17 protein-coding genes are annotated in these 25,731 nt (G+C 58.1%); 6 read left to right on the top strand and 11 right to left on the bottom strand.

Going from position 1 to position 25,731, the window contains the following annotated elements; translation table 11 throughout:
- Positions 1–83 precede the first annotated feature (83 nt).
- A complete protein-coding gene (gene mfd, locus N655_RS0104800; RefSeq protein ID WP_026442078.1) occupies positions 84–3,641 on the bottom strand; it encodes a transcription-repair coupling factor in 3,558 nt (1,185 codons plus the stop codon).
- Positions 3,642–3,853: 212 nt separating this feature from the next.
- Here mfd and gatB point away from each other — a divergent pair, with 212 nt between their 5' ends.
- A complete protein-coding gene (gatB, locus tag N655_RS0104795) occupies positions 3,854–5,329 on the top strand; it encodes an Asp-tRNA(Asn)/Glu-tRNA(Gln) amidotransferase subunit GatB (protein WP_026442077.1) in 1,476 nt (491 codons plus the stop codon).
- 58 nt (positions 5,330–5,387) lie between these two features.
- On the opposite strand, the gene purD is transcribed toward gatB, so the two are convergent.
- Entirely contained in the window at positions 5,388–6,665 is a 1,278-nt protein-coding gene (gene purD, locus N655_RS0104790; RefSeq protein WP_026442076.1) for a phosphoribosylamine--glycine ligase, read from the bottom strand.
- 435 nt (positions 6,666–7,100) lie between these two features.
- Between purD and N655_RS17325 the strand changes: the two genes are divergently transcribed.
- Entirely contained in the window at positions 7,101–8,423 is a 1,323-nt protein-coding gene (locus tag N655_RS17325) for an Nramp family divalent metal transporter (protein ID WP_081823571.1), read from the top strand.
- Positions 8,424–8,508: 85 nt separating this feature from the next.
- On the opposite strand, the gene N655_RS0104775 is transcribed toward N655_RS17325, so the two are convergent.
- The 3 genes from N655_RS0104775 to dnaK all read right to left on the bottom strand — a co-directional run bounded on the left by N655_RS0104775 (position 8,509) and on the right by dnaK (position 14,677).
- Complete coding sequence (locus N655_RS0104775) at positions 8,509–12,150, bottom strand: TonB-dependent receptor (RefSeq protein ID WP_026442075.1); 3,642 nt, start codon at positions 12,148–12,150, stop codon at positions 8,509–8,511.
- A 335-nt stretch (positions 12,151–12,485) separates the two neighbouring features.
- Positions 12,486–12,656: a hypothetical protein gene (locus tag N655_RS20740; protein ID WP_202900316.1), complete on the bottom strand. Its 171-nt coding sequence runs from the start codon at positions 12,654–12,656 to the stop codon at positions 12,486–12,488.
- Positions 12,657–12,754: 98 nt separating this feature from the next.
- Positions 12,755–14,677, bottom strand: a complete 1,923-nt coding sequence (dnaK, locus tag N655_RS0104760; RefSeq protein WP_026442074.1) for a molecular chaperone DnaK — start codon at positions 14,675–14,677, stop codon at positions 12,755–12,757.
- Positions 14,678–14,892: 215 nt separating this feature from the next.
- Here dnaK and N655_RS0104755 point away from each other — a divergent pair, with 215 nt between their 5' ends.
- The 3 genes from N655_RS0104755 to clpB all read left to right on the top strand — a co-directional run bounded on the left by N655_RS0104755 (position 14,893) and on the right by clpB (position 20,079).
- Positions 14,893–16,443: a DHA2 family efflux MFS transporter permease subunit gene (locus N655_RS0104755; RefSeq protein ID WP_026442073.1), complete on the top strand. Its 1,551-nt coding sequence runs from the start codon at positions 14,893–14,895 to the stop codon at positions 16,441–16,443.
- 260 nt (positions 16,444–16,703) lie between these two features.
- Entirely contained in the window at positions 16,704–17,198 is a 495-nt protein-coding gene (locus N655_RS0104750) for an Hsp20/alpha crystallin family protein (protein ID WP_026442072.1), read from the top strand.
- Between the two features lie 223 nt (positions 17,199–17,421).
- Positions 17,422–20,079 carry an ATP-dependent chaperone ClpB gene (gene clpB, locus N655_RS0104745; protein WP_044933985.1) on the top strand — a complete coding sequence of 886 codons (2,658 nt, stop codon included), beginning with the start codon at positions 17,422–17,424 and terminating at the stop codon, positions 20,077–20,079.
- Between the two features lie 53 nt (positions 20,080–20,132).
- Here clpB and N655_RS20520 read toward each other — a convergent pair whose 3' ends face one another.
- Entirely contained in the window at positions 20,133–20,294 is a 162-nt protein-coding gene (locus N655_RS20520; protein ID WP_155987510.1) for a hypothetical protein, read from the bottom strand.
- Positions 20,263–20,856 carry a PadR family transcriptional regulator gene (locus N655_RS17315; protein ID WP_044933983.1) on the bottom strand — a complete coding sequence of 198 codons (594 nt, stop codon included), beginning with the start codon at positions 20,854–20,856 and terminating at the stop codon, positions 20,263–20,265. Before N655_RS17315 ends, N655_RS20520 begins: the two co-directional genes overlap by 32 nt.
- 119 nt (positions 20,857–20,975) lie before the next feature.
- Between N655_RS17315 and N655_RS0104730 the strand changes: the two genes are divergently transcribed.
- Entirely contained in the window at positions 20,976–21,722 is a 747-nt protein-coding gene (locus tag N655_RS0104730) for a methyltransferase family protein (protein WP_026442070.1), read from the top strand.
- Between the two features lie 53 nt (positions 21,723–21,775).
- Here the strand turns inward: N655_RS0104730 and N655_RS0104725 are convergent, their stop codons facing one another.
- The 4 genes from N655_RS0104725 to N655_RS0104710 all read right to left on the bottom strand — a co-directional run bounded on the left by N655_RS0104725 (position 21,776) and on the right by N655_RS0104710 (position 25,620).
- The gene (locus N655_RS0104725; RefSeq protein ID WP_026442069.1) at positions 21,776–22,780 is read right to left on the bottom strand and encodes a transaldolase; all 1,005 of its coding nucleotides are present in this window, start codon (positions 22,778–22,780) and stop codon (positions 21,776–21,778) included.
- Between the two features lie 62 nt (positions 22,781–22,842).
- Positions 22,843–23,634, bottom strand: coding sequence for a fumarylacetoacetate hydrolase family protein (locus N655_RS0104720; RefSeq protein ID WP_026442068.1), 792 nt, complete (start codon positions 23,632–23,634; stop codon positions 22,843–22,845).
- 7 nt (positions 23,635–23,641) lie between these two features.
- Positions 23,642–24,733, bottom strand: a complete 1,092-nt coding sequence (locus tag N655_RS0104715) for a fibronectin type III domain-containing protein (protein WP_026442067.1) — start codon at positions 24,731–24,733, stop codon at positions 23,642–23,644.
- Positions 24,730–25,620, bottom strand: a complete 891-nt coding sequence (locus tag N655_RS0104710; RefSeq protein WP_026442066.1) for a TIGR01777 family oxidoreductase — start codon at positions 25,618–25,620, stop codon at positions 24,730–24,732. Before N655_RS0104710 ends, N655_RS0104715 begins: the two co-directional genes overlap by 4 nt.
- Between the last annotated feature and the right edge of the window lie 111 nt (positions 25,621–25,731).

Raw genomic sequence — 25,731 nt, 5'->3', positions numbered from 1 at the left:
AGAGCAAGAAAAATCTGTGCTGTTTTCAAAAGGCCCCCTTTCACTGTTGAATTCTTACTCGGAGTGTAGAAAACCCACTCTCCTTAATTTGCACCCACAGCTTCCGGCGTCAAATCATCCAGCAACAAGCGTATTTCCATGAGTATCTCATCCGGCCTGGTTTGCGTTAGCGGGTAGTGCAAAATTCCCTGCGGCGTGAATTGTGCGCCGCGTTTGGCATTCTGGGCCACCAGTTTCATCAGGCGGCCTGTGTCCACCTGGGCCTTTTCCGTAAAACGGATGTGCAACTGGTCACGCTTACGGTCTATCTGCGCTATCCCAATGCGTTCGCATTCAGCGCGCAATAAGGCTGCTTCCAGCAATAGCTTCACCCCGTCTGGGAGCGGACCATAGCGGTCTTCGAGTTCGGCGCGTACATCGGCCACCGCGGTTTCGGTCTGCGCTCCTGCGATGCGCTTGTAGATCCGCAGACGCTGGTTTTCTTCCTTGATGTAGTTCTCGTCAATACGCAAGCTGATGCCCAGATTGAGCTGCGTGACCGGGACCTCCACTCGCTCCTCGCCTTTGAGCTTGGCCACTGCCTCTTCGAGCATCGTGGTGTACAGCTCAAAACCAACTGCTTCAATATGTCCGCTCTGTTCGCCGCCCAGCATGTTGCCTGCGCCGCGCAGCTCAAGGTCGAGCGCTGCAATCTTGAATCCCGCGCCGAGGTCAGAAAATTCCTTAAGGGCTGCCAGTCTGCGCCGCGCAATGTCGGTCAGTTCCTGCTCTGGCGGAATCAGCAGATACGCATAGGCGCGACGGTTGGATCGGCCCACACGCCCTCGCAACTGATAAAGCTCGGACAATCCATGCCGATCGGCCCGATTAATGATTATGGTGTTGGCCAGCGGAATATCAAGCCCGTTTTCGATGATGGTCGTCGCCACCAGAACATCGTGTTCATGGTGCATAAAGGAGAGCATCACCTTTTCCAGCTCGCCCTCGCTCATCTGACCATGGCCTACGGTGATTCGCGCCGCTGGCACCAGTTCCTGGATTTTGGCTGCGATTTCGTAAATCGTCTCTACGCGATTGTGGACAAAATACACCTGCCCGCCGCGCTCAAGCTCAAGCTCGATGGCAGAGCGGATCAGTTTCTCATCAAATTTGGCCACCACCGTCTGGATGGCCATGCGGTCTTTGGGCGGTGTCTCAATCACACTCATGTCGCGCAGGCCCACCAGGGACATGTGCAGCGTGCGCGGGATCGGTGTGGCCGACATGGCCAGTACATCAATGGATTGCCGCATCTGCTTCAGCCGTTCCTTGTGGCGCACGCCGAAGCGCTGCTCTTCGTCAACAATCAGCAGTCCAAGATCATGAAATTGAATGTCTTTTGAAAGCAGCCGGTGTGTACCAATCAGAATGTCTACCTTGCCTGCTTCGACCCTCTCGATGATCTGTTTCTGCTCCTTTGCCGTGCGGAAGCGCGAGATCATCTCAATTGTGATGGGGAACTGCTGGAAGCGCCGCTTGAACGTCTCAAAGTGCTGAAAGCTAAGGACTGTTGTCGGCGTCAGCACTGCGACCTGCTTGCCGTCCTGCACAGCCTTGAAGGCCGCGCGCATGGCCACTTCGGTCTTGCCGTAGCCCACATCCCCTACCAACAGGCGGTCCATGGGCATGTTGGATTCCATGTCATGTTTAATGTCCGCAATGGCCGAAAGTTGGTCTTCTGTTTCGTTGTAGTCGAAGGCGTCTTCAAACTCGCGCTGAAACTCGTTGTCCGGCGAAAAAGCATAGCCCTGCGCCGCTTTGCGCTGGGCGTAGAGCTTCAGCAGCTCATCGGCCATGTCCTGCATGGCCTTGCGCACGCGGGCCTTGGTTTTGGCCCATTGCTGCGAGCCCAGTTTATGCAGCACAGGCGCTGTGCCGGCTTCGCTCGATCGGTATTTCTGGATGAGGTCCAGCCTTGTAAGCGGAACATACAGACGCGCCTGCTCCGCGAACTCCAGAATCATGAACTCGATGTTGACCCCGTCCTGCGCGATCTCCTTGAGACCCATGTAGCGGGCGATGCCATGTTCGACGTGTACAACATAATCGCCCACGGCCAGGTCCCGGAAGTCAGAGACAAATGCTGAGGTCTTCGATTTCTTGGGGGCCGGGCGTGCCGTAACATCGGCCTCGTCTGAAAAATCGTTCGCGCCAAAGATGACAAGGTTGGCATCCGGCAGGCTGACCCCTGTCGCCAGTTGCGTGCGCACCAGAATCGGTGTGCGCAGGTCGCCGGCAAGATAGCTCGATTCATCGTAGACCGTCTCGCTTCCCGAATGATGGATACGGCTTCCCAACCGGTATGGGATCTCATACTCGCGCAGAAGGTTTGCCAGTCGCTCGACTTCGCCCTGGTTGGGCACAGCCAGCAACATGCGCGTTTCCTGCTGCATGAGCGTGCGAATCTGTTCGATGAAAGCAGGGATCGAGCCATGAAAGCGCAGTGTGGGCCGCGAGGCAAATTCAATTTCACCCAGCGTTGCGTCGTCTTCCAGAACATCCACCGCACCGAGCTGGTCGAGATCAAGCCCCGGATGCGAGTGGAGCAATGCCTGTAACTTCTCAGGCCGCATGTAGATGTCCTGTGGCTGGATCAGTGAGCCAATACCGCTGCGGTCGTGCCGCTGTTCCACCTTGTTCCACCACCGGTCTATCTGGTTGCGGACCATCGCCGGCTCTTCCACAAACAGGACACAGCGTGGAAACAGATCCAGCAGGGTCTTATCAGCACCAGCAACTGCAGCAAAAAACTCCCATCCTGGAAATACGCTGACGCCGCCAGCCGCCACGGCTTCTGCCACAAGCTCTGGGTCTTCCGTCGCTTCGATGCGTGCTCCGCTTAACCGCGCATGGACTGCGGCCAGCAGTCGCTCTGTAATCGGCGTTTCAGTAAGAGGAAGCAGTGTTGCTTCCTCAAGCGCCGTAGAAGAGCGCTGCGATTCAGGGTCAAACTTGCGGATGGAGTCAATCTCATCGCCGAAGAACTCGACGCGCACCGGCCGGTCGGCCTCTGGCGAATAGACATCCAGAATGCCGCCGCGCCGCGAGAACTGTCCAGGCATCTCAACAATGTCCGCGGTACTGTAGCCCACGCTGCTCAGGTGCGCCATCAGCGTATCCAGGTCCATCTCTTCGCCGCGCCTTAGCGTCTGCGCCAGCCCCGAGTAGTACTCGGCCGGGAAGAACTTCATCGCCGCGGTCTCTACCGGTGCGATGGTGATGGATGCCCCTCCGGTGGCCATCTTCCAGAGAGTGGCTGCGCGCTGTTCCTGAATGTCCGGGTGCGGAGACAGGTTCTCAAAGGGCAGAACATCATGCGCGGGCAGCCGCAAAACACGCTCCGGCGCAATGGCCCCGGTCAGCTCGCATCCGGCGCGGAGGGTCGTTTCAAGTGCTTCGGCGGCCTTATTGTCCGCCACAACCACAACCACCGGAACATTTGCGGCCTTGGCAAACAGAGGAAGATAGAGGGCGCGGGCCGTTGCAGTCAGTCCGGAGACACGACGGCGCCCACGGGCAAGGGCCAGATGCCTTCGCGCCTGTTCAAATGCTGAGGAATGCTCCAGGTCCGCGAGCAGCTCACGGACGAACGGGAGGACCATGCAAGGACTAGTTTAACAAGGGTTCCACCGGCCACGATGATTGGGTTCCCGAGGGCGTTTCAGCCCCTGGACTCTGGGCGCACTGCCATCTTTTCTCCAACGTATGACAAAAAGTAGGAAAGTTCTTTTACAAAGTAAATCCTGCATGCTGCGGTGCCGATGCCGCCAGATCGCAGCGAAGGTCATCTTCGCTTGCTAAAATCAACCTATCTATGGCTACAACAGCGAGCGTGTCGCCAGACGTTCTGGCGAAGTACGAGGCAGTCATCGGGCTTGAAGTCCACGTCCAGCTTCTGACGGCAACCAAGGCCTTTTGCGGGTGCGCCAACCAGTTCGGCGCGCCGCCGAATACAAATATCTGCCCGGTCTGCCTGGGACTGCCCGGTGCCCTTCCTGTTCTGAACGAAAAGGCCGTGGAGTACGCCACACTGGCCGCATTGGCGCTGAATTGCCAGGTGCGCGACCGCTCGGTTTTCGCACGCAAAAACTACTTCTATCCCGACCTTCCCAAGGGCTATCAGATTTCCCAGTACGACAAACCGCTCGCCGAGCATGGATGGATTGAAGTCCCCGCCTCTGACGGTCCGAAACGCATCGGCATTACGCGCCTGCACATGGAAGAGGATGCAGGCAAGAGCCTGCATGATGGCTTCCCCGATTCGGCCACACGCACTTACGTGGACCTGAACCGCTGCGGCACTCCGTTAATTGAAATCGTCAGCGAGCCTGATATCCGCACACCCGATGAAGCCTATGAGTATCTCACGCGGCTCAAGGAGATCCTGCTCTTTACCGGCGTGAGCGACTGCAATATGGAAGAGGGCTCATTGCGTTGCGATGCCAACGTGAGCGTGCGCCTGCGCGGAGCCCAGAAGTTCGGTACCAAGGCCGAGGTCAAGAATGTCAACAGCTTCCGCTTCATCCGGGCTGCACTCCAGTATGAGATTGAGCGGCAGATTGAAGTGATTGAAAGCGGCGGCCGCGTTGTGCAGGAAACTCGGCTCTGGAACGCGAACGAAGGTCGTACCTACTCCATGCGCTCGAAAGAGCAGGCGCATGACTACCGTTATTTCCCTGAACCGGACCTGCCGCCTCTCATACTCACTCCCCGGCTGAAAGAAGAAGTGGCAAAACTCATGCCGGAGCTGCCGGAGGCACGCCGCAAGCGCATGGTCGCCGAATACGAGATCAGCGAGCAGGATGCGCAGACGCTTACCGCAACCCGTGCCTTTGCTGACCAGTTCGAGGCCGCGGCCCGCGCTGCAAAGAACCCGAAACGCGTGGCCAACCTTGTACAAAGCGAGCTGACCAGCCGCCTGAAGGCCAAAGGACTGGAGCTTGAGCAATCGCCCATCAGTATGAAGGGCATTGCCATGGCCGCCGATCTTGCCGAAGAGGGCAAACTCTCAAGCAAGCAGTTGAAGCAGCTCTTCGATATCGCCTTTGAGAAGGGCGAGGACTTTCCCGTGGTTTACGAACGGGAAAAGCCACAACAGATTACCGACCCCGCCGCCCTTGAAAAGATGATTGACGAGGTCATCGCCGCCAATCCGAAGCAGGTAGAGCAGTATCGCGGCGGGAAAAAGACCGTCGCAGCCTTCTTTGTTGGCCAGGTGATGAAGTTGTCAAAAGGACAGGCGAATCCAGCTCTGCTGAATGAACTCGTGACCAAGAAGCTGGACAGCTGAGCGTTCCTTGCCTGCTTGCGAGCGATGGTTCGAGGTCAAGCGCAGTATGGGGCGCGAATCACTTCTTGTTTTTCAATGCGCGGTGTCCGATGTCGCGCCGATAATACATGCCTTCGAAATGGATCTTTTCAATGCCTTCATAAGCCAGCCCCAGCGCATTTTCCAATGTGTCCGCGGCAGCGGTCACGGCCAGCACGCGTCCGCCATTCGTCAGATACCTTCCCTCTGAAAATGTTGTCCCGGCGTGGAAGACCTGGACCCCCGGAATTTGAGCGGCTTCTTCCAGCCCTGTAATCCGGTGTCCAGTCGTATAGCTGCCGGGATAGCCCTCCGATGCTGCCACCACGCAAGCGGAAGCGCCCGGTTTCCAGCGGAGTTCGGTGTCGCTCAACTGGCCCTTGGCGCTGGCTTCCAGGGCCTCCACCAGGTCACTTTCCAGGCGCACCAGAATTGCCTGTGTCTCCGGGTCGCCAAAGCGCGCATTGTATTCAAGCACCATCGGCCCGCGTGCGGTCATCATCAGGCCACAATAGAGCACGCCAGCAAAGGGAGTGTCCTCGGCGGCCATGCCGTCAATCGTAGGCTGCACAATGTGGTGCAGGATCCAGTCGCGCATTTGCGGGTCCAGCATGGCGTCCGTAGAATAAACGCCCATTCCGCCGGTGTTCGGGCCGGTATCGCCTTCCCCGATCCGCTTGTGGTCCTGCGCGGGGACGAGCGGTGCGACATGCTTTCCGTCACTCAGGACGAGAAAGGAAAGTTCCTCCCCTTCAAGGAATTCCTCAATCACCACGCTGGTTTCCATCGTGCCCAGCAGCTTTCCATTGAAGAGCCCCTGAATGCCCTCCTGCGCTTCTTTTTTTGTCTGGCAGATCAGGACGCCTTTGCCCGCGGCGAGTCCATCGGCCTTGATCACTACCGGTAAGTGGAAGAGGTCCAGCGAGGCCAGGGCCTCTTCCTGCGTCGTACAGACGGCATAGTTTGCCGTAGGGACCTTGTGCCGCTGCATAAATCTTTTTGCAAAGGACTTGCTGGTTTCCAGCATGGCGGCGGCGCGTGTCGGGCCAAAGACCAGGAGGCCGCGGCGCCGCAACTCATCCACCAGGCCGAGCGCCAGCGGGGCCTCAGGGCCGACTACCGTCAGGTCCGGGCCCTCAGCCGCGACCACGCGCAGCAGATCGTTCAGGTCTTTCTGGCTGGCCGGGGCCAGCCGTGCTACCTGCGCGATGCCGCCGTTCCCTGGCGCGCATACGACTTCGTTGACTCGGGGCGATTTGCTAAGGGACCATGCGAGCGCGTGCTCGCGGCCTCCGGAACCAATGACGAGGACCTTCATGCGCTTTTATTTTACAGGCCCAAAGAAGCGGCCTTTGGCGCGAGGGGAAGTCGTCCTCTGTAGCATCAATTTTTGTAAATTCTTCAAACAAAATGGGTTGCGAGACCTGGGTCCTCGGATTTTTCTCAGCGGGGTGCGGGACCTTGCTAAAAAGAAAAAGAGCTAAATTCTTGATGGACAAGGAGTTATTTGTAAATTCCTCATTCTGCATGGGTTAAGCAGGAGCAATCAGAAAAGAAGAAACTTGTCCGTCGTCCCGTCGGATGTGCTTTTTCAGACCTTCAATTTTTATTTTATCAGGATGAAGGGAAATTCCCTGACACCCGCTGGATTCGAAATCAGAAGAGGTTATGCATGAATAATTATTAACAAAAATTTGTTAACTATGGTTTATTTCCAGGCAAAATCGTCCTATACTCAAAACACACAAGAGCGATGGCCCCTATACCGACACAATCGGTGGAAACGGAGCGGCAAAAGCTGCCACGGATGCGCTCGTCGGAGCTTTGGTATTACTTTGGACCGGCCTTTGTGGCCAGCATAGCCTATATTGACCCGGGAAATTTCGCCACAAACTTCGACGGCGGCGCGCGTTTTGGCTACCGGCTGCTGTGGGTGCTGCTGTGGTCCAATGCGATGGCCATCCTCATCCAATATCTTTCGGCCAAACTGGGGATTGCGACTGGCCAGACCCTGCCACAAAACTGCCGCAACCGTTTTTCCCGGCGGTCAACGATTGGTCTCTGGATCGCGGCGGAGATTTCGGCGCTGGCGACCGATCTGGCGGAGTTTCTGGGCGCTGCGCTGGGCTTCTATCTGCTTTTTGGCCCCTGGCTGGAGGGCCTTGGTTGGAGTCGGACCCAGGTCCTGCTGGCCGCTGCGCTGGTTTCAGCCGTTTGCGTCTTCGCCATTCTTGCCCTTGAGCTGTATGGCTTCCGCAAGCTGGAAATGGCCATCATGGGCTTCGTCTGCGTCATCGGCCTCTGTTACGCAGTGGAGATTTTTTTCGTTCACCCGGACTGGAAGGCCATCGCTTATCACACGCTCATTCCTACGATCGACAGCAAAAGCATCTACATCGCCGTAGGAATGCTGGGCGCGACGGTCATGCCGCATGTTGTCTACCTGCATTCGGCGCTGGTGCAGCCGCGCGTCCAGGAAGAGAAGTCCGATACGCCGCGCCGCCAGTATCTGGCACGGCTTCGCCACCTGCGCTTTGAGACCATTGACGTTTTTGCCGCCATGAATGGAGCATGGCTGGTCAATTCGGCCATGATCGTCGTTTCTGCCGCCGCCTTTGCAGGACGCCAGTGGCAGAACGGGATGTCCATTGAGGAAGCCCATCGTACGCTGGGACCGCTGCTCGGGCCTACTTCCGCCACTGTGTTTGCGATTGCGCTGCTCTGTTCCGGGCTTTCTTCCTCAACCGTAGGGACCATGGCGGGCCAGGTGGTGCTGGAAGGCTTTCTGGATGTGAAATTCAGCATCTTTCTGCGCCGTCTGCTGACCCTTGTGCCGGCCATCGTGGTCATTGCTATGGGGCTGGACCCGCTGAAGATCCTGATTCTCTCGCAGGTGTGCCTGAGCTTTACCCTGCCCTTTGCGCTGATTCCGCTGCTGGTGCTCACTGGCAATCCCGACGTCATGGGCGCCTTCGTCAACAACAGGCTGATTCGCAGCGTGGGCTGGTTTGCCGTCAGCATCATCGTAGCGTTGAATGGATTTCTGCTCTGGCAGACGCTGAGCGGGCAGGGCTGATGGGAGCAGCCGGCGTCGTGTCCTTGTCCCGAGCATAAAAAAGGCCGGTCCGAAGACCGGCCCGCCATCTCAGGTTTTGTCCCCATCAGAAGTCAATATGCGCGGCAAGCTGCACATCTCTTGAGTTATTAAGAACACCCACGGTCCCAAAGCTGGAGGTGCCCCAGTTGATGGTGGTGCCGCTGGTGGCGAAGCCAAAGCGGGTGTGGTTAGTCACATTAAACATGTCGGCCTGGATACTCAGTTTTGCCCGTTCAGTAAAGAGCGGGAAGCTGCGCCGCAGGCTGGCATCCAGGTCATAGTTGCCAGAGTTGCGAAGATTGAGCGGGGCGGTACGGGCCAGGGTGCTGAACATGTAGTCCGGAGTTTTGGCAAAGGCATTTGTGTTGATGTAGGGGATCTTGCTCAGCGTCTGTGCTGTCGCACCATGCCCATAATTGCCATTGATGCGCACCGGTCCGGTAAAGCCAGGGTTGAGGATCGGCTCGCAGGTGGTCTGTGAGGGGTTTGTATTGCAGGAACTCATGACCACGCCAAGAGGCGAGCCGGAGTATGCCTGGTAGATGGCCGAGAGCCGCCAGCCTCCGGCCAGGGCGCGGACCAGAGCGTTTCCATCGCCGATGTGACCACGGCCCAAGGGAAGGTCGTATGTTCCGGTAAAGACGAACTTCTGCGGCTGGTCACTGAGTGAGAGGCTGCGGTCGAGAGAGCGCGCTTTGTGGAACTGTCCGTCCATGGCAAAGGCAGCGGGGATGTCATAGCCGGAGCGGAAACTGCCGGCATTGTCGATGCTGCGGGACCAGGTGTAGTTGGCCATGAAGGTAAATCCGCGGCTCAGACGCTGCTGCACCATGATCTGGAGCGCATGATAGGAAGTGTTGCCCACTTCGCCGTAAGCGTCGGAGACCCCGCTGTACTGCGGGAAGGGTTTGAGCGCCTGGGCGACGGTTCCGGTGCTGGGACTGAAGGTGGGGAAGGGCGCGGTGACTCCGGCAGCGGCCAGATTGGCGGCCGTCGCCTTATTACTGAGCTGATTTCCCAGATAAAGATATTTGGGATTGAGCTGGTTGGAGGCGTATCCGCGGGCGTTGTTGGAATCCAGATAGGTGAAGTGTCCTTCCGAGCCGACATAGGTCATGGTGAGGGCCATATTGTCGGTAAGCTGACGCTGGAAACCGAAGGTCCAGTTGATGTATTGCGGTGCGCGTCCGCCATAGTATGGGTCAGCATAGGTGACCGTCTGTGAAGAGGCGGTGCTGGCCGTGGTGTAGTAGGTGCCGAGGGTCGGATCAAAGACCGGCGGTGCCTGATAGCTGGGGAATGGAGTGTCCAGCTGCCAGTATTGCGTGCCCACCTGTCCGGGAGAAGGCTGTGTCACCGTCGTCTTAGGTGAGGTGCTGTAACCCTGCAGTCCGGCACCCTGACGGGAGAGCGCACTGCCGCCGACGTTGTTCCCGTGGGTGTAGAAAACGCCCCAGCTTCCCCGCCACACCATCTTGGGATCGCTCTGGAAGGCAAAGCCGATGCGCGGACCAAAGTTCTTATAGTAGTTGTTTACGTTGGTGCGGCAGTTGCATTTGCCGCTGCCGTGGCCGGCAAAAACCAGGGCGCCGGGATAATTGACCAGGGTGTTGGTGACGCCGGGATCCATCCAGGAGAGACGGTCTTCCGCTTCACGGTAGCTTGGAAAGTAGTCCCAACGGAGGCCAAGGTTGACCGTCAGCCTCGGAGAGACCTTCCAATCATCCTGCACATAAGGTGAGATGGGGCGGAAACGCGCTCCGGTTTCCGGAGCGGCGCTCTGGGTGAAGGTGCCGCTGTTGACCGCTCCCAGAAGATAGCTGGCATAGGCAAAGCCAGTGGTCGTGTCCAGCGTGCTGCCAGATTTAAACTTTGCCGTTTCCGAAGAGCTGAAGGTCAACTGGAGCGGGTTGGTCCCGGTAGAGTTGTTGGTGAAGTTGTACTGCATCCAGGCGATCTGGCCGCCCAGGGTAAGCGTATGCTTGCCGACCTGCCACTGCACGTTATCAATCGCGACATAGCCATTGGCGACGTTGCGATTGCCGGAGTATCCGGCCCAGCGGTTCATGTTCTGGGAGTTGCCGCTGAAGCTGACTGTCGGGAAGGAACTGGAGGCCTGACCAGCAGGCAGTCCGGTGATGCCTGCCGCCGATGCGGCCCATACAGAACTGATGTCCTGGTTCAGGCCGGTGGAATCATAACGGCCAAAGGCATATTTGAACTGGTTGACTACGTGCGGCGAAATGACATAGTCGTCTTCAAAAATGAAGACTTTTGTCTTGACGAAAAACTGCTGGTAGGAGATGAACGGTGGCGCGGCCTGGTTCTGGCTTGTGCTCAGGGCGCCAGAAATGCCGCCGCCTGCTCCCGTTGTGGACTGCCGTCCGAAGGCAATCACGCCGGAGACTGTGTGCGAGGGTGAGATGTGCCAGTCAATGCGGTTGGCGGTAGACCAGTTGCTGCGGCCGGTGACCGGACCGGTGAGGTAATTGTTCGTTACCGCATCATTGGTGGGCGTGGGCAGAAACTTCTGCATGTACTGCGCAGCTGCGGAGAACATATTGGACGGAATGACGTTGGGTGTCGCCACTCCATTCTGCACACCCATAAACTGCTTGCGGGTGCAGACGTTGGCCGAGGTGCAGACGGTCGAGGTCGGGTCGTAGATGTTGTATCCGGCTGCGGTAAAGTCCCCCTGACGCATGGCCAGCGTTGGAATGGTTTCATACTGGTAGTTCGGCGGCGCAATGTAGCGGTAGCCGTCATAGCTTCCAAAGAGAAAGAGCTTGTCTTTGAGCACGGGGAAGCCAAGGGTAAAGCCGTACTCGTTCTGGTGTTCGGCAGGTTTCGTGGCCACTCCGGTGGCGGGGTTTACAGCAGCAGGTGCAAGATACCCCCAGGTGTCGAGCGCAGTATTGCGGAAAAATTCAAAAAGGCTGCCGTGGATTTGATTGCTGCCGCTCTTCACGTCGTAGTTAATGACGCCCTGGCCCTCATAGATGGCCGGATAGGCAGCTGTATATACCTGGAACTGGTTGATGGAGTCCAGCGGCATCGCGGTCCAGATAAAACGCGGGTCACCTTCTCCGGCCACAGAGGTGATGGGCACTCCATTGATGTAAACACCGGAAACGGCCCCGCGGCTGCCTGATCCGTTGACTACGCCGACATTCGTATCCAGGCCGCCATTGGTGGGCTGCGCATTGACGCCGGGCATAAGCGCGATGAAGTCCGTTGCGCGTCGCTGCGTCCCGTTCTGCAGGACGGGCAGGGAGGAGTAAATCTCCTGCTGCATGGTGGCGCCCACCATGGCGTTGGAGGTCTCAATCACCGGAGGCGCTGCGGTTACGGTGACGGTCTCTGCCGTAGAACCGGCCGGTAGTGTTGTATTGACGGTGACTGTCTCCAGCGCGTTCACGGGGACGTGTTCCTGGGTCACCGACTTAAAGCCTGTGGCTGTGACGGTAACCGTGTAAATGCCAGGGTCGAGAGAGAACTGGAAATCGCCTGCGCCCGTGCTTCGCGTCTCAGACCTGACGTTGGTGGCCTGATTGATGACCGTGACTGTGGCGCCGCTGACGACTGCGCCGGTGGAATCGGTGACTGTACCCTGAATGGAGCCTTTTCCGGCCAACTGGCCAAAGGCCGTGCTGACCAGAAGTACAAGACAGGCGAACAGCCTGGAAATCACTGCTGTTTGCTTCACTTCCGCCTCCGCTGAAGGAAATTTGCGTTCTTTGAGAGCTCCAGGCTCTTCTTTCTGGTAACTGCTACAAAGAATTTCATTCGGGAAATCGTCTTCCTATGAGGTCAGACCACTTCCAGAACTTTGGAGTGTGCTCGCGCGAAGATACGATTGTCAAGCAAAAACTGACCCGGAATGAGGGGCCGGGAGGACAAGAGTGCAGGATTGCAAGGGGTCTTGCGACCGCTTGGGCAGGGCGTGTCCCGCAGGATGGGACACGCGGGTGATTTCGAGGTATGACCAGTAGGACAAAGAGGAAGCTCCCGCCACGAATGCTGCAGCGGGAGGTCAGGGTCTTAGTTCCAGACCATCTTCACCGGGACAGGTTCGATGCGGCAGAACATGTCTGGAGACACCCGCAGCAGTTGCGCTTTGAATTTTTCAGCTTCTTCGCGTGTCTGAAACAGCATGGTCGTGTACACCTGTCCTGCCCGTAGCTGTTCGCATTTCCAAACGGTTTCAGTCATGGTGTCCAATACTCCATTCTTCATTCTGATAAACACGTGGGGCGCGCCAACGTTTCGCGCGGGCGCGCCCTTGATTGAGATGCGAGCAAAACGCCCGTTTATTTTTTGTCTTCGACGTCTACATATTCGGCGTCAATCACGCCTTCGTCTTTCTTTTCCTCTGTGGTGCCCGCGGCGGCCTGGGGGCCATCGGATGGGGCCGTGGCCGCACCGGCAGCGTTGGCCTTGTACATGGCCTCGGCCAGCTTGTGAGATGCGGACGTGAGTTTTTCGCGCGCCGCGTTCAGCTCGCTGGCAGAAGGCGTGCCCTCCAGCGTCTTTTTGGCTTCGGCGAGCGCAGATTCCACATCGGCTTTATCGCTGCCGGAGACCTTGTCGCCACTCTCCTTCAGCATCTTTTCGATGTTGTAGACCAGGTTATCGAGCTGGTTGCGGGCCTCGATCTCCTCGCGCTTGGCCTTGTCCTCTGCGGCATGGGCCTCGGCCTCTTTGGCCATGCGCTCCACCTCTTCCTTGCTCAGGCCAGAAGACGAGGTAATGGTGATCTTCTGGTCTTTGCCGGTGGCGCGGTCCTTTGCCGTCACATTGAGAATGCCGTTGGCGTCAATATCAAACGTCACCTCGATCTGCGGCACACCGCGCGGGGCCGGAGGAATGCCGCCCAGCTTGAATTTGCCCAGCGTGCGGTTCTGCGCTGCCATCGGCCGCTCACCCTGCAGCACATGCACTTCGACCTCGGTCTGATTGTCGGCCGCCGTCGAGAAGACCTCTGTCTTCTTGGTCGGAATGGTTGTGTTGCGCGGGATCATCGGCGTGGCCACACCACCCAGCGTTTCAATCGAGAGCGTCAGCGGAGTGACGTCGAGCAGCAGCAGGTCCTTCACCTCACCGGAAAGAACACCGGCCTGCACAGCAGCACCTACGGCAACGACTTCATCGGGATTGACGCCCTTGTGCGGCTCTTTGCCAAACAGCTCTTTGACCACCTGCTGGATGCGCGGCATGCGCGTCTGGCCGCCAACCAGCACGACTTCATCAATCTTGCTGGCATCCACTCCAGCATCGGCCATGGCCTTTTTGCAGGGCTCCACCGAGCGCTGGATGATGTCTTCCACCAGCTGCTCCAGTTTGGCGCGCGAGAGCTTCTTGACCAGATGCTTGGGGCCGGTTGCGTCGGCCGTGATGAAGGGCAGATTGATCTCGGTCTCCAGCGCAGTCGAAAGCTCGATCTTGGCGCGTTCCGCCGCGTCCTTCAGACGCTGCAGCGCCATTTCATTGCCCTTCGAGCGCAGGTCGAGGCCCTCATCCTTTTTAAACTCGTCAATCAGCCAGTCCACAATGCGCTGGTCGATGTTGTCGCCACCCAGGTGCGTGTCGCCATTGGTGGACTTGACCTCAATCACGCCGTCGCCGACCTCAAGAATGGAAATGTCGAAGGTGCCGCCGCCGAAGTCGTAAACCGCAATGGTCTCGTCCTTCTTCTTGTCCAGGCCATAGGCCAGCGCTGCCGCTGTCGGCTCATTCACAATGCGCTTTACGTCCAGACCGGCAATTCTGCCAGCATCTTTTGTGGCCTGACGCTGGGCGTCGTTAAAGTAGGCCGGGACTGTAATGACGGCCTCGGTCACCGTGGTGCCCAGATAATCTTCGGCCGCCTTCTTCAGTTTCTGCAAAATCATGGCCGAGATTTCCGGTGGGGTGTAGAGTTTGCCCTCAACGTCCACCGCCACATGGTCTCCCTGCTGGACCACCTTGTAGGGGACCATCTTCATCTCGTCATTGACTTCGTTGTAGCGGCGTCCCATGAACCGCTTAATGGAATAAATGGTGTTTTGCGGATTGGTGATGGCCTGACGTTTGGCCACCTGTCCTACCAGACGCTCCCCGCTTTTGGTAAAACCGACAACAGAAGGGGTTGTGCGGCCACCTTCCTCGTTGGCGATGACCTTCGGTTCGCCGCCTTCCATGACGGCAACCACAGAGTTGGTTGTACCCAGATCGATTCCGATAATTTTTGCCATAAACTTGTGCCCCACTGCCTTTGTGCGCGGCTGGAGTTCGCTTGCTTTTATTCCAGCTTCGCACTTGAGTCATTTATTGTCAACTTATCTGATGCGGAATTCAGAAACCTGGATGCAGAGGGAGCAGAAAAAATGTAAGTAATTGATTCTGCATCCTGAATCGCTCTCGCAGTTTTTTGTATCTAAGAAGGAATCCGTTCCTTTTTGTTGCTCCTATGCCGGAAAAAGAGGTCAATCCCTGGCTGATTGCCGTGTCCGTGATGCTGGCCACGTTTATGGAGGTTCTGGACACGGCCATCGCTTCGGTTGCGTTGCCATACATTGCCGGGTCTTTGTCGGCCTCAACCGACGAAGCCACATGGGTATTGACCAGTTATCTGGTGGCCAATGCCGTCATTCTGCCGGCGAGTCACTGGTTTTCGCTGCGCTTCGGGCGCAAACGCTTCCTGTTGAGCTGTGTGGTGATTTTTACCATCGCATCGTTTTTCTGTGGGGCGGCCCCATCGTTGGCGTTTATTCTGATTGCCCGCGTGGTGCAGGGGGCAGGCGGAGGGGCGTTGCAGCCGCTTTCCCAGGCGATTCTGCTGGAGAGTTTTCCTCCAAAGAAGAGGGCCGCGGCCATGTCTGTTTTTGCTTTTGGAGTGGTCGTGGCCCCCATTCTGGGGCCTACGCTCGGAGGCTGGCTGACGGACACCTTCAGTTGGCGGTATGCGTTTTATATCAATATTCCGGTGGGGGCACTGGCGATCTACATGATCAGCCGCTTTGTGCACGACCCGCCCTACATCCGGAATGCGAAGGCCAGTCCCTTTGACAACCTGGGTTTTGGCCTGCTTGCCGTATGGACCGGCTGCCTGCAGGTGGTCCTGGACAAGGGCCAGGAGGATGACTGGTTTGGGGCGGTTTGGATCCGCTGGGCGGTGCTGGCCGTGGTGGTGGCCTTCGTCTGGTTTATTGTCCATTCCTGGCGGAAAAAGGACCCTCTGGTCAACCTGCGCACGCTCAAGGACTGGAACTTCGCCATCGGGTGCTCCCTGATGCTGTTGCTGGGGTTGAGTGTGTACTCTACCATCACCGTCCTGCCGCTCTTCTACCAGGAGGTGCTGGGATACACCGCCTTTACCGCGGGACTGGTGGTGGGACCGCGCGGGTTTGGCGCCATTGCCGCCATGCCGATTGTAGGTACTCTGGGAAGCAGGATCGACGCCCGGTTTCTGCTTACCTTTGGGTTTTGTGTCTTCGGCGTCACCTCGCTCATCTTTGGCAGCGTGACTCCGGATACCAGTCCCACCACGCTGCTATGGCCCATCATCATTACCGGTTTCGCCATGAGTTTTGTGTTTGTGCCGATTACCACGCAGGCCTATTCCACGCTGAAAAATGAGCAGATTGGAAATGCGAGCGGTATTTTTAACCTGGTCCGCAATATCGGCGGGTCGGTGGGGATCTCTCTGGCCCAGACCATGCTGACGCGGCGCGCTGATGTGCACCAACACGATCTGGCTGCTGCCATTGCGCGCTCAAATTACTGGTTGCAGCAGCGCCTGGCCGGCCTGAGCAGCTATCTGGGGCACCAGACCTCGCCCGCCAACGCTGTTGCAGCAAGCCAGATGCAGCTCTATCAGCAGCTCGGACACCAGTCTCTGCTTTGGGCCTTCGTGGACGTCTTCCGATACATTGCTCTCACCTGTTTTGGCTGCACGCTGCTGGTGTGGATGTTCCGCAAAGTGCAGTCGGGAAGAAAACCGCCCATTGCCGCCCACTGAGGGCCATTGCCTCCAAGGCGAGCAGCGTCTTCTTACCACTTAAAGCGGCCCTCTTTTCCCCTCCACACGCCAAGGAAATTCTGCAATGCCTATGGGGAGGCATTTCCCATTCCATGTAAGCCATTGATTTATAGCAGTTTATATTTTTCCCTCAAAATTGATAATAAATCACTCATATTTTATGCAACCGTTATGCTATAGTCTGAATCAGATGAGGTGTAAGTCAGAAAAACCTGAGAAACGCAGGAGGAAAATCTCTTATGGCCATTACTCGTTGGGACCCATTCCGTGACGTACTCGCTCTCCAGAGCCGTCTGAACTCGCTCTTTGAGGACTTTACGCGTGGACAGGGTGAGCAGGACGCTCTGACGACGGCCGCCTTTGTTCCGCCGGTGGACATCTATGAGGACGAACATAAGGTTGTCCTGAAGCTGGAAGTCCCTGGGATCAAACAGGAGGAGTTGGACATTCGTGTGGAAAACAACACTCTGACGGTCCGGGGTGAGCGCAAATTTGAGAAAGAAGAGAAGCAGGAAAACTTCCATCGCATTGAGCGGCGCTATGGCAGCTTTTATCGTGCCTTCACAGTGCCGAGCACGGTGGACACTGAGTCGGTACAGGCCAGCTATGAGGACGGCGTCCTGAAGATCGAGATGCAGAAGAAGGCTGAGTCCAAGCCGAAGCAGATCAAGGTAAATGTTGGCTCTTCGCCCAAACCGATTGAGGCAGGCAAGAGTGAGAAACCTGCCGCGTAAGCTGGAACGATCATCGAACGATGATGGGGGCGGGGTAACTTCCCCGCCGCTTTTGTAGGTTGGCTCTTTCCGGTCCCGGCTTTTCCTATCCGATTCGACCGGGTCCTATGGAAAGGGGAAAAGCCCATCCATCTCCGTCTGGCTCTGTCTGGCTTGTTTGCGGCGCTCAGGATTTCGGGGGGACCCAAGGCCAGCAACAGACCACAGAATCGAGAACTGAATTATGGCGATACGTTGGGACAAATTCACGGTGAAATCGCAGGAAGCGGTGCAGGCCGCAAGCTCTCTGGCAGCCGAACACGGGAATCCGGAGCTGTTACCCCTGCATCTGCTTGCCGCCCTGCTGCAGGACAAGGAAGGCATTATTGTGCCGGTCCTTGAAAAGGTTGGCTTGCCCACAGCGCAGCTTCTGTTGAAAGCGCAGGAAGCCATCAGCCGCCTGCCGAAGGTTTCCGGGGCGGCAGCGCAGCCGGGCATGTCTGCGGCATTGCACAAGGTCCTGGAGCAGGCCTTCAAAGAAGCAGACAACTTCAAGGACGAGTACGTTTCCACGGAGCATCTGCTGCTGGCGCTGGCGCAGCAAAAGAACGATGGCGCACAGTTGCTGTTGGCTTCCTTCGGCGCAACGCATGATGCAATTTTGAAGAGCCTGACTGCAGTGCGCGGCAATCAGCGCGTCACAGACCAGAATCCTGAGGCCAAATACCAGGCCTTGGAAAAATACGCCAAGGACCTGACGGAACTGGCGCGGCGGGGCAAGCTGGATCCAGTGATTGGGCGCGATGAGGAGATCCGTCGCGTGGTGCAGGTGCTCTCGCGGCGCACGAAGAACAATCCGGTGCTCATTGGCGAGCCTGGCGTGGGCAAGACAGCGATTGTGGAAGGGCTGGCGCGGCGCATTGTCTCAGGCGACGTGCCGGAGGTGTTGCGTAGCAAGCGCGTCATCTCGCTGGACCTGGGTTCGATGCTGGCTGGGGCAAAATATCGCGGCGAGTTTGAAGACCGCCTGAAGGCCGTCCTGAAAGAGATCGAAGAGTCAGAGGGGCAGATCATTCTTTTTATTGACGAGCTGCACACGCTGGTAGGTGCAGGCGCGGCGGAAGGCGCAATTGACGCCTCCAATATGCTAAAGCCGGCCCTGGCACGCGGTGAACTGCGCGCCATAGGCGCTACCACGCTGAACGAATATCGCAAGTACATTGAGAAAGATGCTGCACTGGAGCGGCGCTTCCAGCCGGTATATGTGGGCGAGCCAAGCGTGGAGGACACCATCGCCATCTTGCGCGGACTGAAAGAGCGCTACGAGGCGCATCACAATGTCCGTATCAAAGATTCGGCCATCATCGCGGCGGCGGAGCTGTCGCACCGCTACATTTCAGACCGCTTTTTGCCCGACAAGGCCATTGACCTGGTCGATGAAGCCGCGGCGTCGCTGGCCATCCAGATTGGCTCTGTGCCGACCGAGATTGACCAGCTGGAGCGTGAGGCCACTTCGCTCGAAATTGAGAAGGCGGCGCTGAAGCGCGAGAGCGACGAGAACTCCAAGAAACGTTTGCAGGAGGTAGAACGAGAACTTGCGGCACTGCGCGAGAAGATTACCGGGCTGCGCGCGCGCTGGCAGAAAGAGCGCGATGCGATCACGCGGCTTGCGGAATTGAAGAAGAAGGTGGAGGCCCTGCGCTTTGAGGCCGAAGAGCAGACACGTCAGGGCAATCTGGAGCGCGCCGCCCAAATCCAGTACGGCGAACTGCCCCGTCTCGAAGCGGAGTTGAAGCAGCTGAACGCCGCGCAGGACGGCAACGCGAATGCGCAGCGCATGTTGAAGGAAGAGGTGGACGAGGAAGACATTGCCCGCATCGTCTCGAAGTGGACCGGAATCCCGGTGGCCAAGATGCTGGAGGGCGAGGTCAAGAAGCTCATCCAGATGGAAGCAAGGCTGCGCGAACGCGTCATCGGGCAGGACGAGGCCCTCTCGATTGTGGCGAATGCCATCCGGCGTTCCCGGGCAGGGCTGAGCGATCCCAAGCGCCCGATTGGATCATTCCTCTTTCTGGGGCCGACTGGAGTCGGTAAGACGGAGACGGCGCGCGCTCTGGCCGAGTTCCTTTTTGACGATGAGCAGGCGATGGTGCGCATCGATATGTCGGAGTACATGGAGAAGCACGCCGTCGCACGGCTGATTGGTGCGCCTCCGGGCTACGTGGGCTTTGATGAGGGCGGTCAGCTGACGGAGGCAGTGCGGCGGCGGCCCTACTCCGTGGTGCTTTTCGATGAGATTGAGAAGGCGCATCCGGACGTCTTCAACGTCCTGCTGCAGGTACTCGATGATGGGCGTCTGACCGATTCCAAGGGGCGCACGGTCGACTTCAAGAACACGGTCATCATCATGACCTCAAACCTGGGTGCGCACATTCTCAATGCCGAGTCGCTGCAGGACGAAGTTGGTTTTGAGAAGGCGCGGCAGCAGGTCATGGAGGTACTGCGGCAACACTTCCGTCCCGAGTTTCTGAACCGGGTGGACGATATTGTGATCTTCCGTCCGCTGGGCGAAGAGCAGTTGACACACATTATTGATCTGCGGCTCAACGACCTGAAGCAGCTGCTGGCCGACCGCAATATACTCATCACGCTCACCGATGCGGCAAAACATCTGCTCTTTACGCAGGGATTTGACCGCGCGTATGGGGCGCGTCCGCTGAAGCGCGCGATGCAGAAGCTGGTGCAGGACCCACTGGCGATCAAAATCCTCGACGGTGAGATCCTGCATGGTGACGAAGTGAAGGTCGACGCGGATCCACGCTCCAACAGGCTCACTTTTGAGGTCACGCGCCGCGCGGGTGTCTCGCTGGAGGGCCATCACATGGCAATCGGGCGGGCATAAACCGCGGCACCCGATCGACCCGGGGACGGCCACTCTCCGGGTCTTGTTTTTTTTTAAAAGGAAGCCGTCTGCTCCAGCGCCATGCGCAGACGTTCGTTTTTGTCCAGCAGCTCGACAACGAGCGTCTGGAGCTGAGCATTTTTCACCTCAAGCTCATAAAGGCGCTCAAGCAGTGCATCTTCTTCAGAGCGATTCGATTTGCTTTGCGGCTGCATCCATGATCTCCGCAATTTTGCTGATCTTTTCTGGAGTAAGGTCGCCTTTGGCAAAGCGCAGTTTGAGGGCCAGCTTGAAGTTCTGCATGGCGCGCATGAGCTGCGGCGAGCGACCGCGCCCAAAGGCCGCGCCCACTTTGTCCATGCGGTGGAAGATGGCATCCACCAGCGCCTGGTTGGCCTTCAGCTCCTGTCGTCCGGCCTCGGTAATGCTGTAGAGCTTTTTGCCACCCTCGGCGAAAGTGACCGTCGCCAGCCCTTCCTCTTCAAGCAGGGTCAGGGTGGGATAGACAACTCCAGCGCTGGGGGAGTAGACCCCGGAGAGGCGCTCGCCAATGGCCTTGATCAGCTCATACCCGTAGCTGGGTTTTTCGGCGATCATCTGCAGGATGACATAGCGCAGCTCGCCGTGATCAAAGAGGCGGCCGCCGAAGTCCCCGCCAAAGCGGTGACCATGCCGTCCCCAGAACTCACCGGCCTCAGCAAACCAGCCGCGGCGACGACGGAAGTGTTTCCAGGGGCTGCATGATCCACCTTCGGGGTGAGAAAAAGATTCAAACATAAAAATACTCCTTCGATATAACTTAAGATATATCGAAAAACAGTCGAAAAAGCAAATGCTCCCGATATATCTTGGGAGCGCGACGCTCTTGCTGTAGGCTGGACCTCAAGGATTCCCCAATGAAGGCCACCTCCTTTGAATTTCGCCACCGCGTGGCGATTGTCTTTGCCATCTACACGCTGGGCTTCTGGTCACCCTGGTCGCGTTATACGGGAAGTCCGTCTCCTACGACCACGGCCTGGCTGGAGCTTTCCGGAGCACTGGCCAGCGCGCACTGGTTCTCTTTAGATACTGCGACGCTAGGGGTTACCGGAGTGGCCCTGGCGGCGGCCTGCGCAGGGACCTTTCTGCGCGTGTGGGGGACGGCGTACCTGGGTGCGGGGGTGGTGTTAAGCCCAGCGCTGTATGCAGGAAGCGTTCTTGCGGACGGCCCCTATCGTCACACACGGAACCCACTGTATCTGGGCAGCCTGCTGTTTTCCGTGGCAGTTGCGCTGCTCATGCCTCCGAGCGGGGCCATTTTCTTTCTCTTGGCGGAGATGGTCTTCTTTTTTCGTCTCATTCTGGCCGAGGAGGCCCACCTTCTCGCGCAGCAGGGCGAGCCATATCGCGCCTACCGGGAGCGCGTGCCGCGCCTGGGGTGGAGTCTGCACGCACGTGTCCCAGGGCATGGAAGGCGGCCGCAATGGGGCAGGGCAGTCGTGGCGGAGGGCTACTACCTTTCCACCACCATCTGCTTTGCGGTCCTGGCTTGGCGCTACAATGCCTGGCTTCTGTTGAAGTGTGTACTGATCTGCTTTGGTGTGTCGCTGGTAGTCCGGGCGATGCTTCCGGCGGAGAAACTGGTCCTTTCCGAGCCGGGTTGAAAAGGGAAAAGGCGGCCGGAGGGCCGCCTTTGTTTGAAGTGCTCAAGGGAGATTCAGTCTGCACTGACGGTCTGGCGTGATTCGATCTCAGCCAGCCGCTTGGCCAGCAGCTGCTCAAGATTTTCAAGGGCCTTGCTGAAGCCTTCGATGCCTTCCGACAGCTTGTCCGAGGCCATCTTGTCTTCGGCGTGCATTTTATCGAAGGTCGCCTTGTCCATGGGGATCTTCTGAATGTCCGCAGCTTTGGCCTTTTCCGGATCCAGCTTCCGCGGCAGTTCTCCCTGGGTAGAGTCAAGCTCATGCAGCAGCTGCGGAGAGATGGTCAGCAGGTCGCAGCCGGCCAGCTCGATGATTTCACCCGTGTTGCGGAAGCTGGCGCCCATGACCTGGGTTTTGTAACCAAACTTTTTGAAGTAGTTGTAGATGCGGGTAACGGACTGGACTCCAGGGTCTTCCGCGCCCTTGTAGTCCTTGCCCGTGTTTTTCTTGTACCAGTCGAGAATGCGTCCGACGAAGGGGGAAATCAGGGTCACACCGGCTTCCGCACAGGCAATGGCCTGATGGAGTCCGAAAAGAAGGGTCAGGTTGCAGTGGATTCCTTCTTTTTCCAGTTGCTCAGCGGCGCGAATGCCTTCCCAGGTGGAAGCAATCTTGATCAGGATGCGTTCGCGGGAAATTCCGGCCTTCTCATAGAGGGAGATGATCTCGCGGGCAGTCTTGATGGTGCCTTCGGTGTCATAGGAGAGGCGAGCATCTACTTCGGTGGAAACGCGCCCTGGGATGATCTGCAGGATCCGCTTGCCAAACTCGATGGCCAGATGTTTGAAGGCAAGGTTCGCCACGTCCTTGTCGCTGGCCCCTTCGCCGAGCTGCTTATGGGCATCCAGCAGCACCCCATCCACAATGGATTGATACTGCGGCATCTGCGCGGCGGCGGTAATCAGGGACGGGTTGGTGGTCGCATCCTGCGGCTTGACTTTCTCAATGGCTTCAATGTCTCCGGTATCAGCAACGACGGTGGTCATTGCGCGGAGTTGTTCAAGCAGGGTCTTCGGCATGGTTCCTCCTGGCGCGGGTCTCTCTTGTTTGGATGCCGCAGAGCGAATCGCGGTCTCTTTCATTATCCCATGATTACGGGGTTGGAGAGTGTTGCGATGCCGTCAATCGTGACCTCTACCGTATCGCCGGGCTGCATGGCAGAGACACCGGAAGGGGTCCCGGTCGGGACCAGGTCGCCGGGGTACAACGTCATTGCAGCGGTAATGTGGCGCAGCAGATGCGCGATGGGGAAGATGAAATCACGGGTATTTCCGCTCTGCTTCAGCTCGCCGTTCAAACGTGTCTGGACGGTGAGGCCTGCTTCCGGATCAACCTCATCGGTCACAATCGGCCCCACGGGGCAGAAGGTATCAAAGCCTTTGGCGCGCCACCACTGGCCGTCAGGCTTTTGCAGGTCGCGAGCGGTCACGTCATTGACGATGGTGTATCCGCGAATGAAAGAGCGCACATCGTCATCCGGGCCGAGTTTGGAGCATCGTTTGCCGATGACGAGGGCCAGCTCGCCCTCAAAATCCACACGCTGAGAAAGGGAAGGAAGGCGGATTTCCTGTTGATGGCCGATGAGTGAGGAGGGGGCCTTGAGAAAAATCAGCGGCTCTTTCGGGACTTCATTGCCCAGCTCGGCCGCGTGCTCACGGTAGTTTCTGCCCACGCAAACGATTTTGGAGGGCAGGGTGGGTGGCAGCAGCTTTGCCTGGTCGAGCGGGAGGGGCGTAAAACGCGAGCTGGAAGGTTTTGTCCACGGGTCTTCTTCAAACGGCGGAAGAAGCCGCACAATCCAGGGCGTCCCGTCGCGGTCTATCACTTCGCCATATTGAGGGTAGGAATCCAGGAGAAAACGGCAGTATTTCATCGTGTCATCATTCTTGCTGCTGCGGCAGGGTCTCTTCTACTTCTGCCGAGCGGGCGCTTTCGTTATGGTCTTTATCGATGGCGCTCACAGAATATGCGTAGCGCAGGCCGGATTTTACGGGTGTGTCAGAGAATGCAGGTGCGGTGATGGGCTGTGCGGGCGAAATGCGCACCGGAGCGGCATTGGACCCGGCTTCGCGACGGTAGACGATGTATCCGGCAAGATCGCTTTCCTGGTCCGGCGTCCACGAAAGGTCAATCGAATGGCCTTCAGGATTGGCGACAGTGGCCAGTCCTGTCGGTACGGCAGGAGGAAAAACATCGCGGGCGTTGACCACAATCGGTCCACTCGGAGTGCTGGCCACTTCCACCTTGTGGCTGCCGGATTCAAACGTTGCCACGCGCTGCGCGGTGTAGCGGTAGATAAAATCCAATGCCGCATCTTCGTCCAGCGTGCCCCCGGGGTCATGGTTGGCCGCATAAGCAGTTTCGAGTTTCTGTTCCACCGGCGGGGGAACGCCGGCCATGGAGTCAGAGGAGGTCTGGTGCGGGTTGGTCAGGACACGATCCAGGCGGACGAAGTTTCCCGCTCCTTGAGCTGGCTGCCAGCGAAGCAGAATGCCGTCGGCATGGACCTCGGCTGAAAGACCGGTGATGCTTTCCGGAGCTGCTCCGGCGGCGGTGTAAGCGGGATTGGAAGCGCCGGCGGAATGTCCCTTCCTATTGGTCAGCTCGACGGTGTAGACAAGCAGTTGCGGCGGGCCAGAGACCAGGCTGGTCGGGAGATGGTCTGTGAAGTCGGCTGCCGCTCCGGGCGCATAGGCCGCTTTTCCTACTCGTTCGCAGGGGGTGCCGGCGAGGCCGCGGCACAGGACCGCCTGCTGAAGGCCCTCCAGCTTGACGCGGTCCGTGGAGCGCTTGGGCATGGTCCAGTGCAGGTGGACCTCATTGCCGATGCGTTCGGCGGTCAGGTCTGTGACAGGTTGGGGCAGATAGAGACTGGGCGGGTGAGGGGCGGACTCCAGTCCGCAGGAGGTCAGCAGCAGAAGCAGGGCGAGCAGGATGAATTCGCCAGAAAATGTACTCGCCCTCAGTCTCATTCCCTTTTCAGCGTAGCAGAGAGCGCGTCGTGCAGATGCGGACAGGCGAAGAGAAAACCAGCCTGTTCAAGTTTTTGCGGGACGGCGCGGGTGCTTGCGAGCAGGCCCTCGTCTGCCATTTCGCCCAGGGCCATGCGCAGGGCAAAGGCTGGGACGGGGAGCAGAGCGGGCCGGTGCAGGACGCTGGCCAGGGCATGAGTAAATGCCGCATTGATGACCGGATGAGGGGCTGTTGTGTTTACAGGCCCGGAGATGGCGCTATTTTCCATGACGAAAGTAATGGTACGGAGAACATCTTCCAGCGCAACCCAACTCATCCACTGTTTCCCGCTCCCCAGTCTGCCGCCGAGTCCCAGGCGAAAGGCCGGGAGCATTTTGGCCAAAGCACCACCTTGCGCCGCCAGGACAATCCCAAAACGAAGATGCACGGTGCGGATTCCGGCATCGCGCGCCGGTTGGGCTGCAGCCTCCCAGGCCTGGCAGGTCTCGGCCAGGAAGCCATCTCCCGCGGCAGCGTCCTCGGTAAGGACCTCTTCGCCGCGGTCTCCGTAAATACCTATGGCGGAGGCGCAGATCAGCAACTGCGGGAGGTCCTGCTGGCTTGCCAGCCACTCGGCCAGCCTGCGCGTTGGCCGGACCCGGCTCTCCAGGATCTCTTGCTTATAGGCAGCGGTCCAGCGGTGGGAGGCAATCCCTGCTCCAGCAAGATGGATGGCCGCCGTTAAACCACTGATTTGCGGTGCTTTGCCCTCTTCAGGGAAGGAGAGCTCTCCCGGTTTACCCTGCTGTCGACGGACGAGGCGCAGCACACTGGAACCGCGCGACTCCAGACGACGCACGAGTGCTGAACCAATGAGTCCGGAAGCGCCACTGACGAGTACATGCATGTTTCCTTCCCTAGGGACAGAGAAATGACATTGAAATGACATCCAGAAGACGAGAAAGTTGCGTAATGCTACGTAAGATGCGTATAAAGACGGGCTTGACGGAAATTCATC

It is taken from the genome of Pseudacidobacterium ailaaui (assembly GCF_000688455.1).
Lineage (GTDB): Bacteria > Acidobacteriota > Terriglobia > Terriglobales > Acidobacteriaceae > Pseudacidobacterium > Pseudacidobacterium ailaaui.
Note: the sequence above shows the minus strand (reverse complement) of the source record. Positions and strands in the feature narration are given on the sequence as shown.

Bases quoted from the DNA above. Each gene is read 5' to 3' on its own strand.
- N655_RS0104715 (WP_026442067.1), bottom strand. From the start codon at position 24,733: ATGAGACTGAGGGCGAGTACATTTTCTGGCGAATTCATCCTGCTCGCC.
- mfd (WP_026442078.1), bottom strand. From the start codon at position 3,641: ATGGTCCTCCCGTTCGTCCGTGAGCTGCTCGCGGACCTGGAGCATTCC.
- N655_RS17325 (WP_081823571.1), top strand. From the start codon at position 7,101: ATGGCCCCTATACCGACACAATCGGTGGAAACGGAGCGGCAAAAGCTG.
- N655_RS0104710 (WP_026442066.1), bottom strand. From the start codon at position 25,620: ATGCATGTACTCGTCAGTGGCGCTTCCGGACTCATTGGTTCAGCACTC.
- dnaK (WP_026442074.1), bottom strand. From the start codon at position 14,677: ATGGCAAAAATTATCGGAATCGATCTGGGTACAACCAACTCTGTGGTT.
- N655_RS0104755 (WP_026442073.1), top strand. From the start codon at position 14,893: ATGCCGGAAAAAGAGGTCAATCCCTGGCTGATTGCCGTGTCCGTGATG.
- gatB (WP_026442077.1), top strand. From the start codon at position 3,854: ATGGCTACAACAGCGAGCGTGTCGCCAGACGTTCTGGCGAAGTACGAG.
- N655_RS0104730 (WP_026442070.1), top strand. From the start codon at position 20,976: ATGAAGGCCACCTCCTTTGAATTTCGCCACCGCGTGGCGATTGTCTTT.
- N655_RS20520 (WP_155987510.1), bottom strand. From the start codon at position 20,294: ATGCAGCCGCAAAGCAAATCGAATCGCTCTGAAGAAGATGCACTGCTT.
- clpB (WP_044933985.1), top strand. From the start codon at position 17,422: ATGGCGATACGTTGGGACAAATTCACGGTGAAATCGCAGGAAGCGGTG.
- N655_RS0104725 (WP_026442069.1), bottom strand. From the start codon at position 22,780: ATGCCGAAGACCCTGCTTGAACAACTCCGCGCAATGACCACCGTCGTT.
- N655_RS0104750 (WP_026442072.1), top strand. From the start codon at position 16,704: ATGGCCATTACTCGTTGGGACCCATTCCGTGACGTACTCGCTCTCCAG.
- purD (WP_026442076.1), bottom strand. From the start codon at position 6,665: ATGAAGGTCCTCGTCATTGGTTCCGGAGGCCGCGAGCACGCGCTCGCA.
- N655_RS20740 (WP_202900316.1), bottom strand. From the start codon at position 12,656: ATGACTGAAACCGTTTGGAAATGCGAACAGCTACGGGCAGGACAGGTG.
- N655_RS0104720 (WP_026442068.1), bottom strand. From the start codon at position 23,634: ATGAAATACTGCCGTTTTCTCCTGGATTCCTACCCTCAATATGGCGAA.
- N655_RS17315 (WP_044933983.1), bottom strand. From the start codon at position 20,856: ATGTTTGAATCTTTTTCTCACCCCGAAGGTGGATCATGCAGCCCCTGG.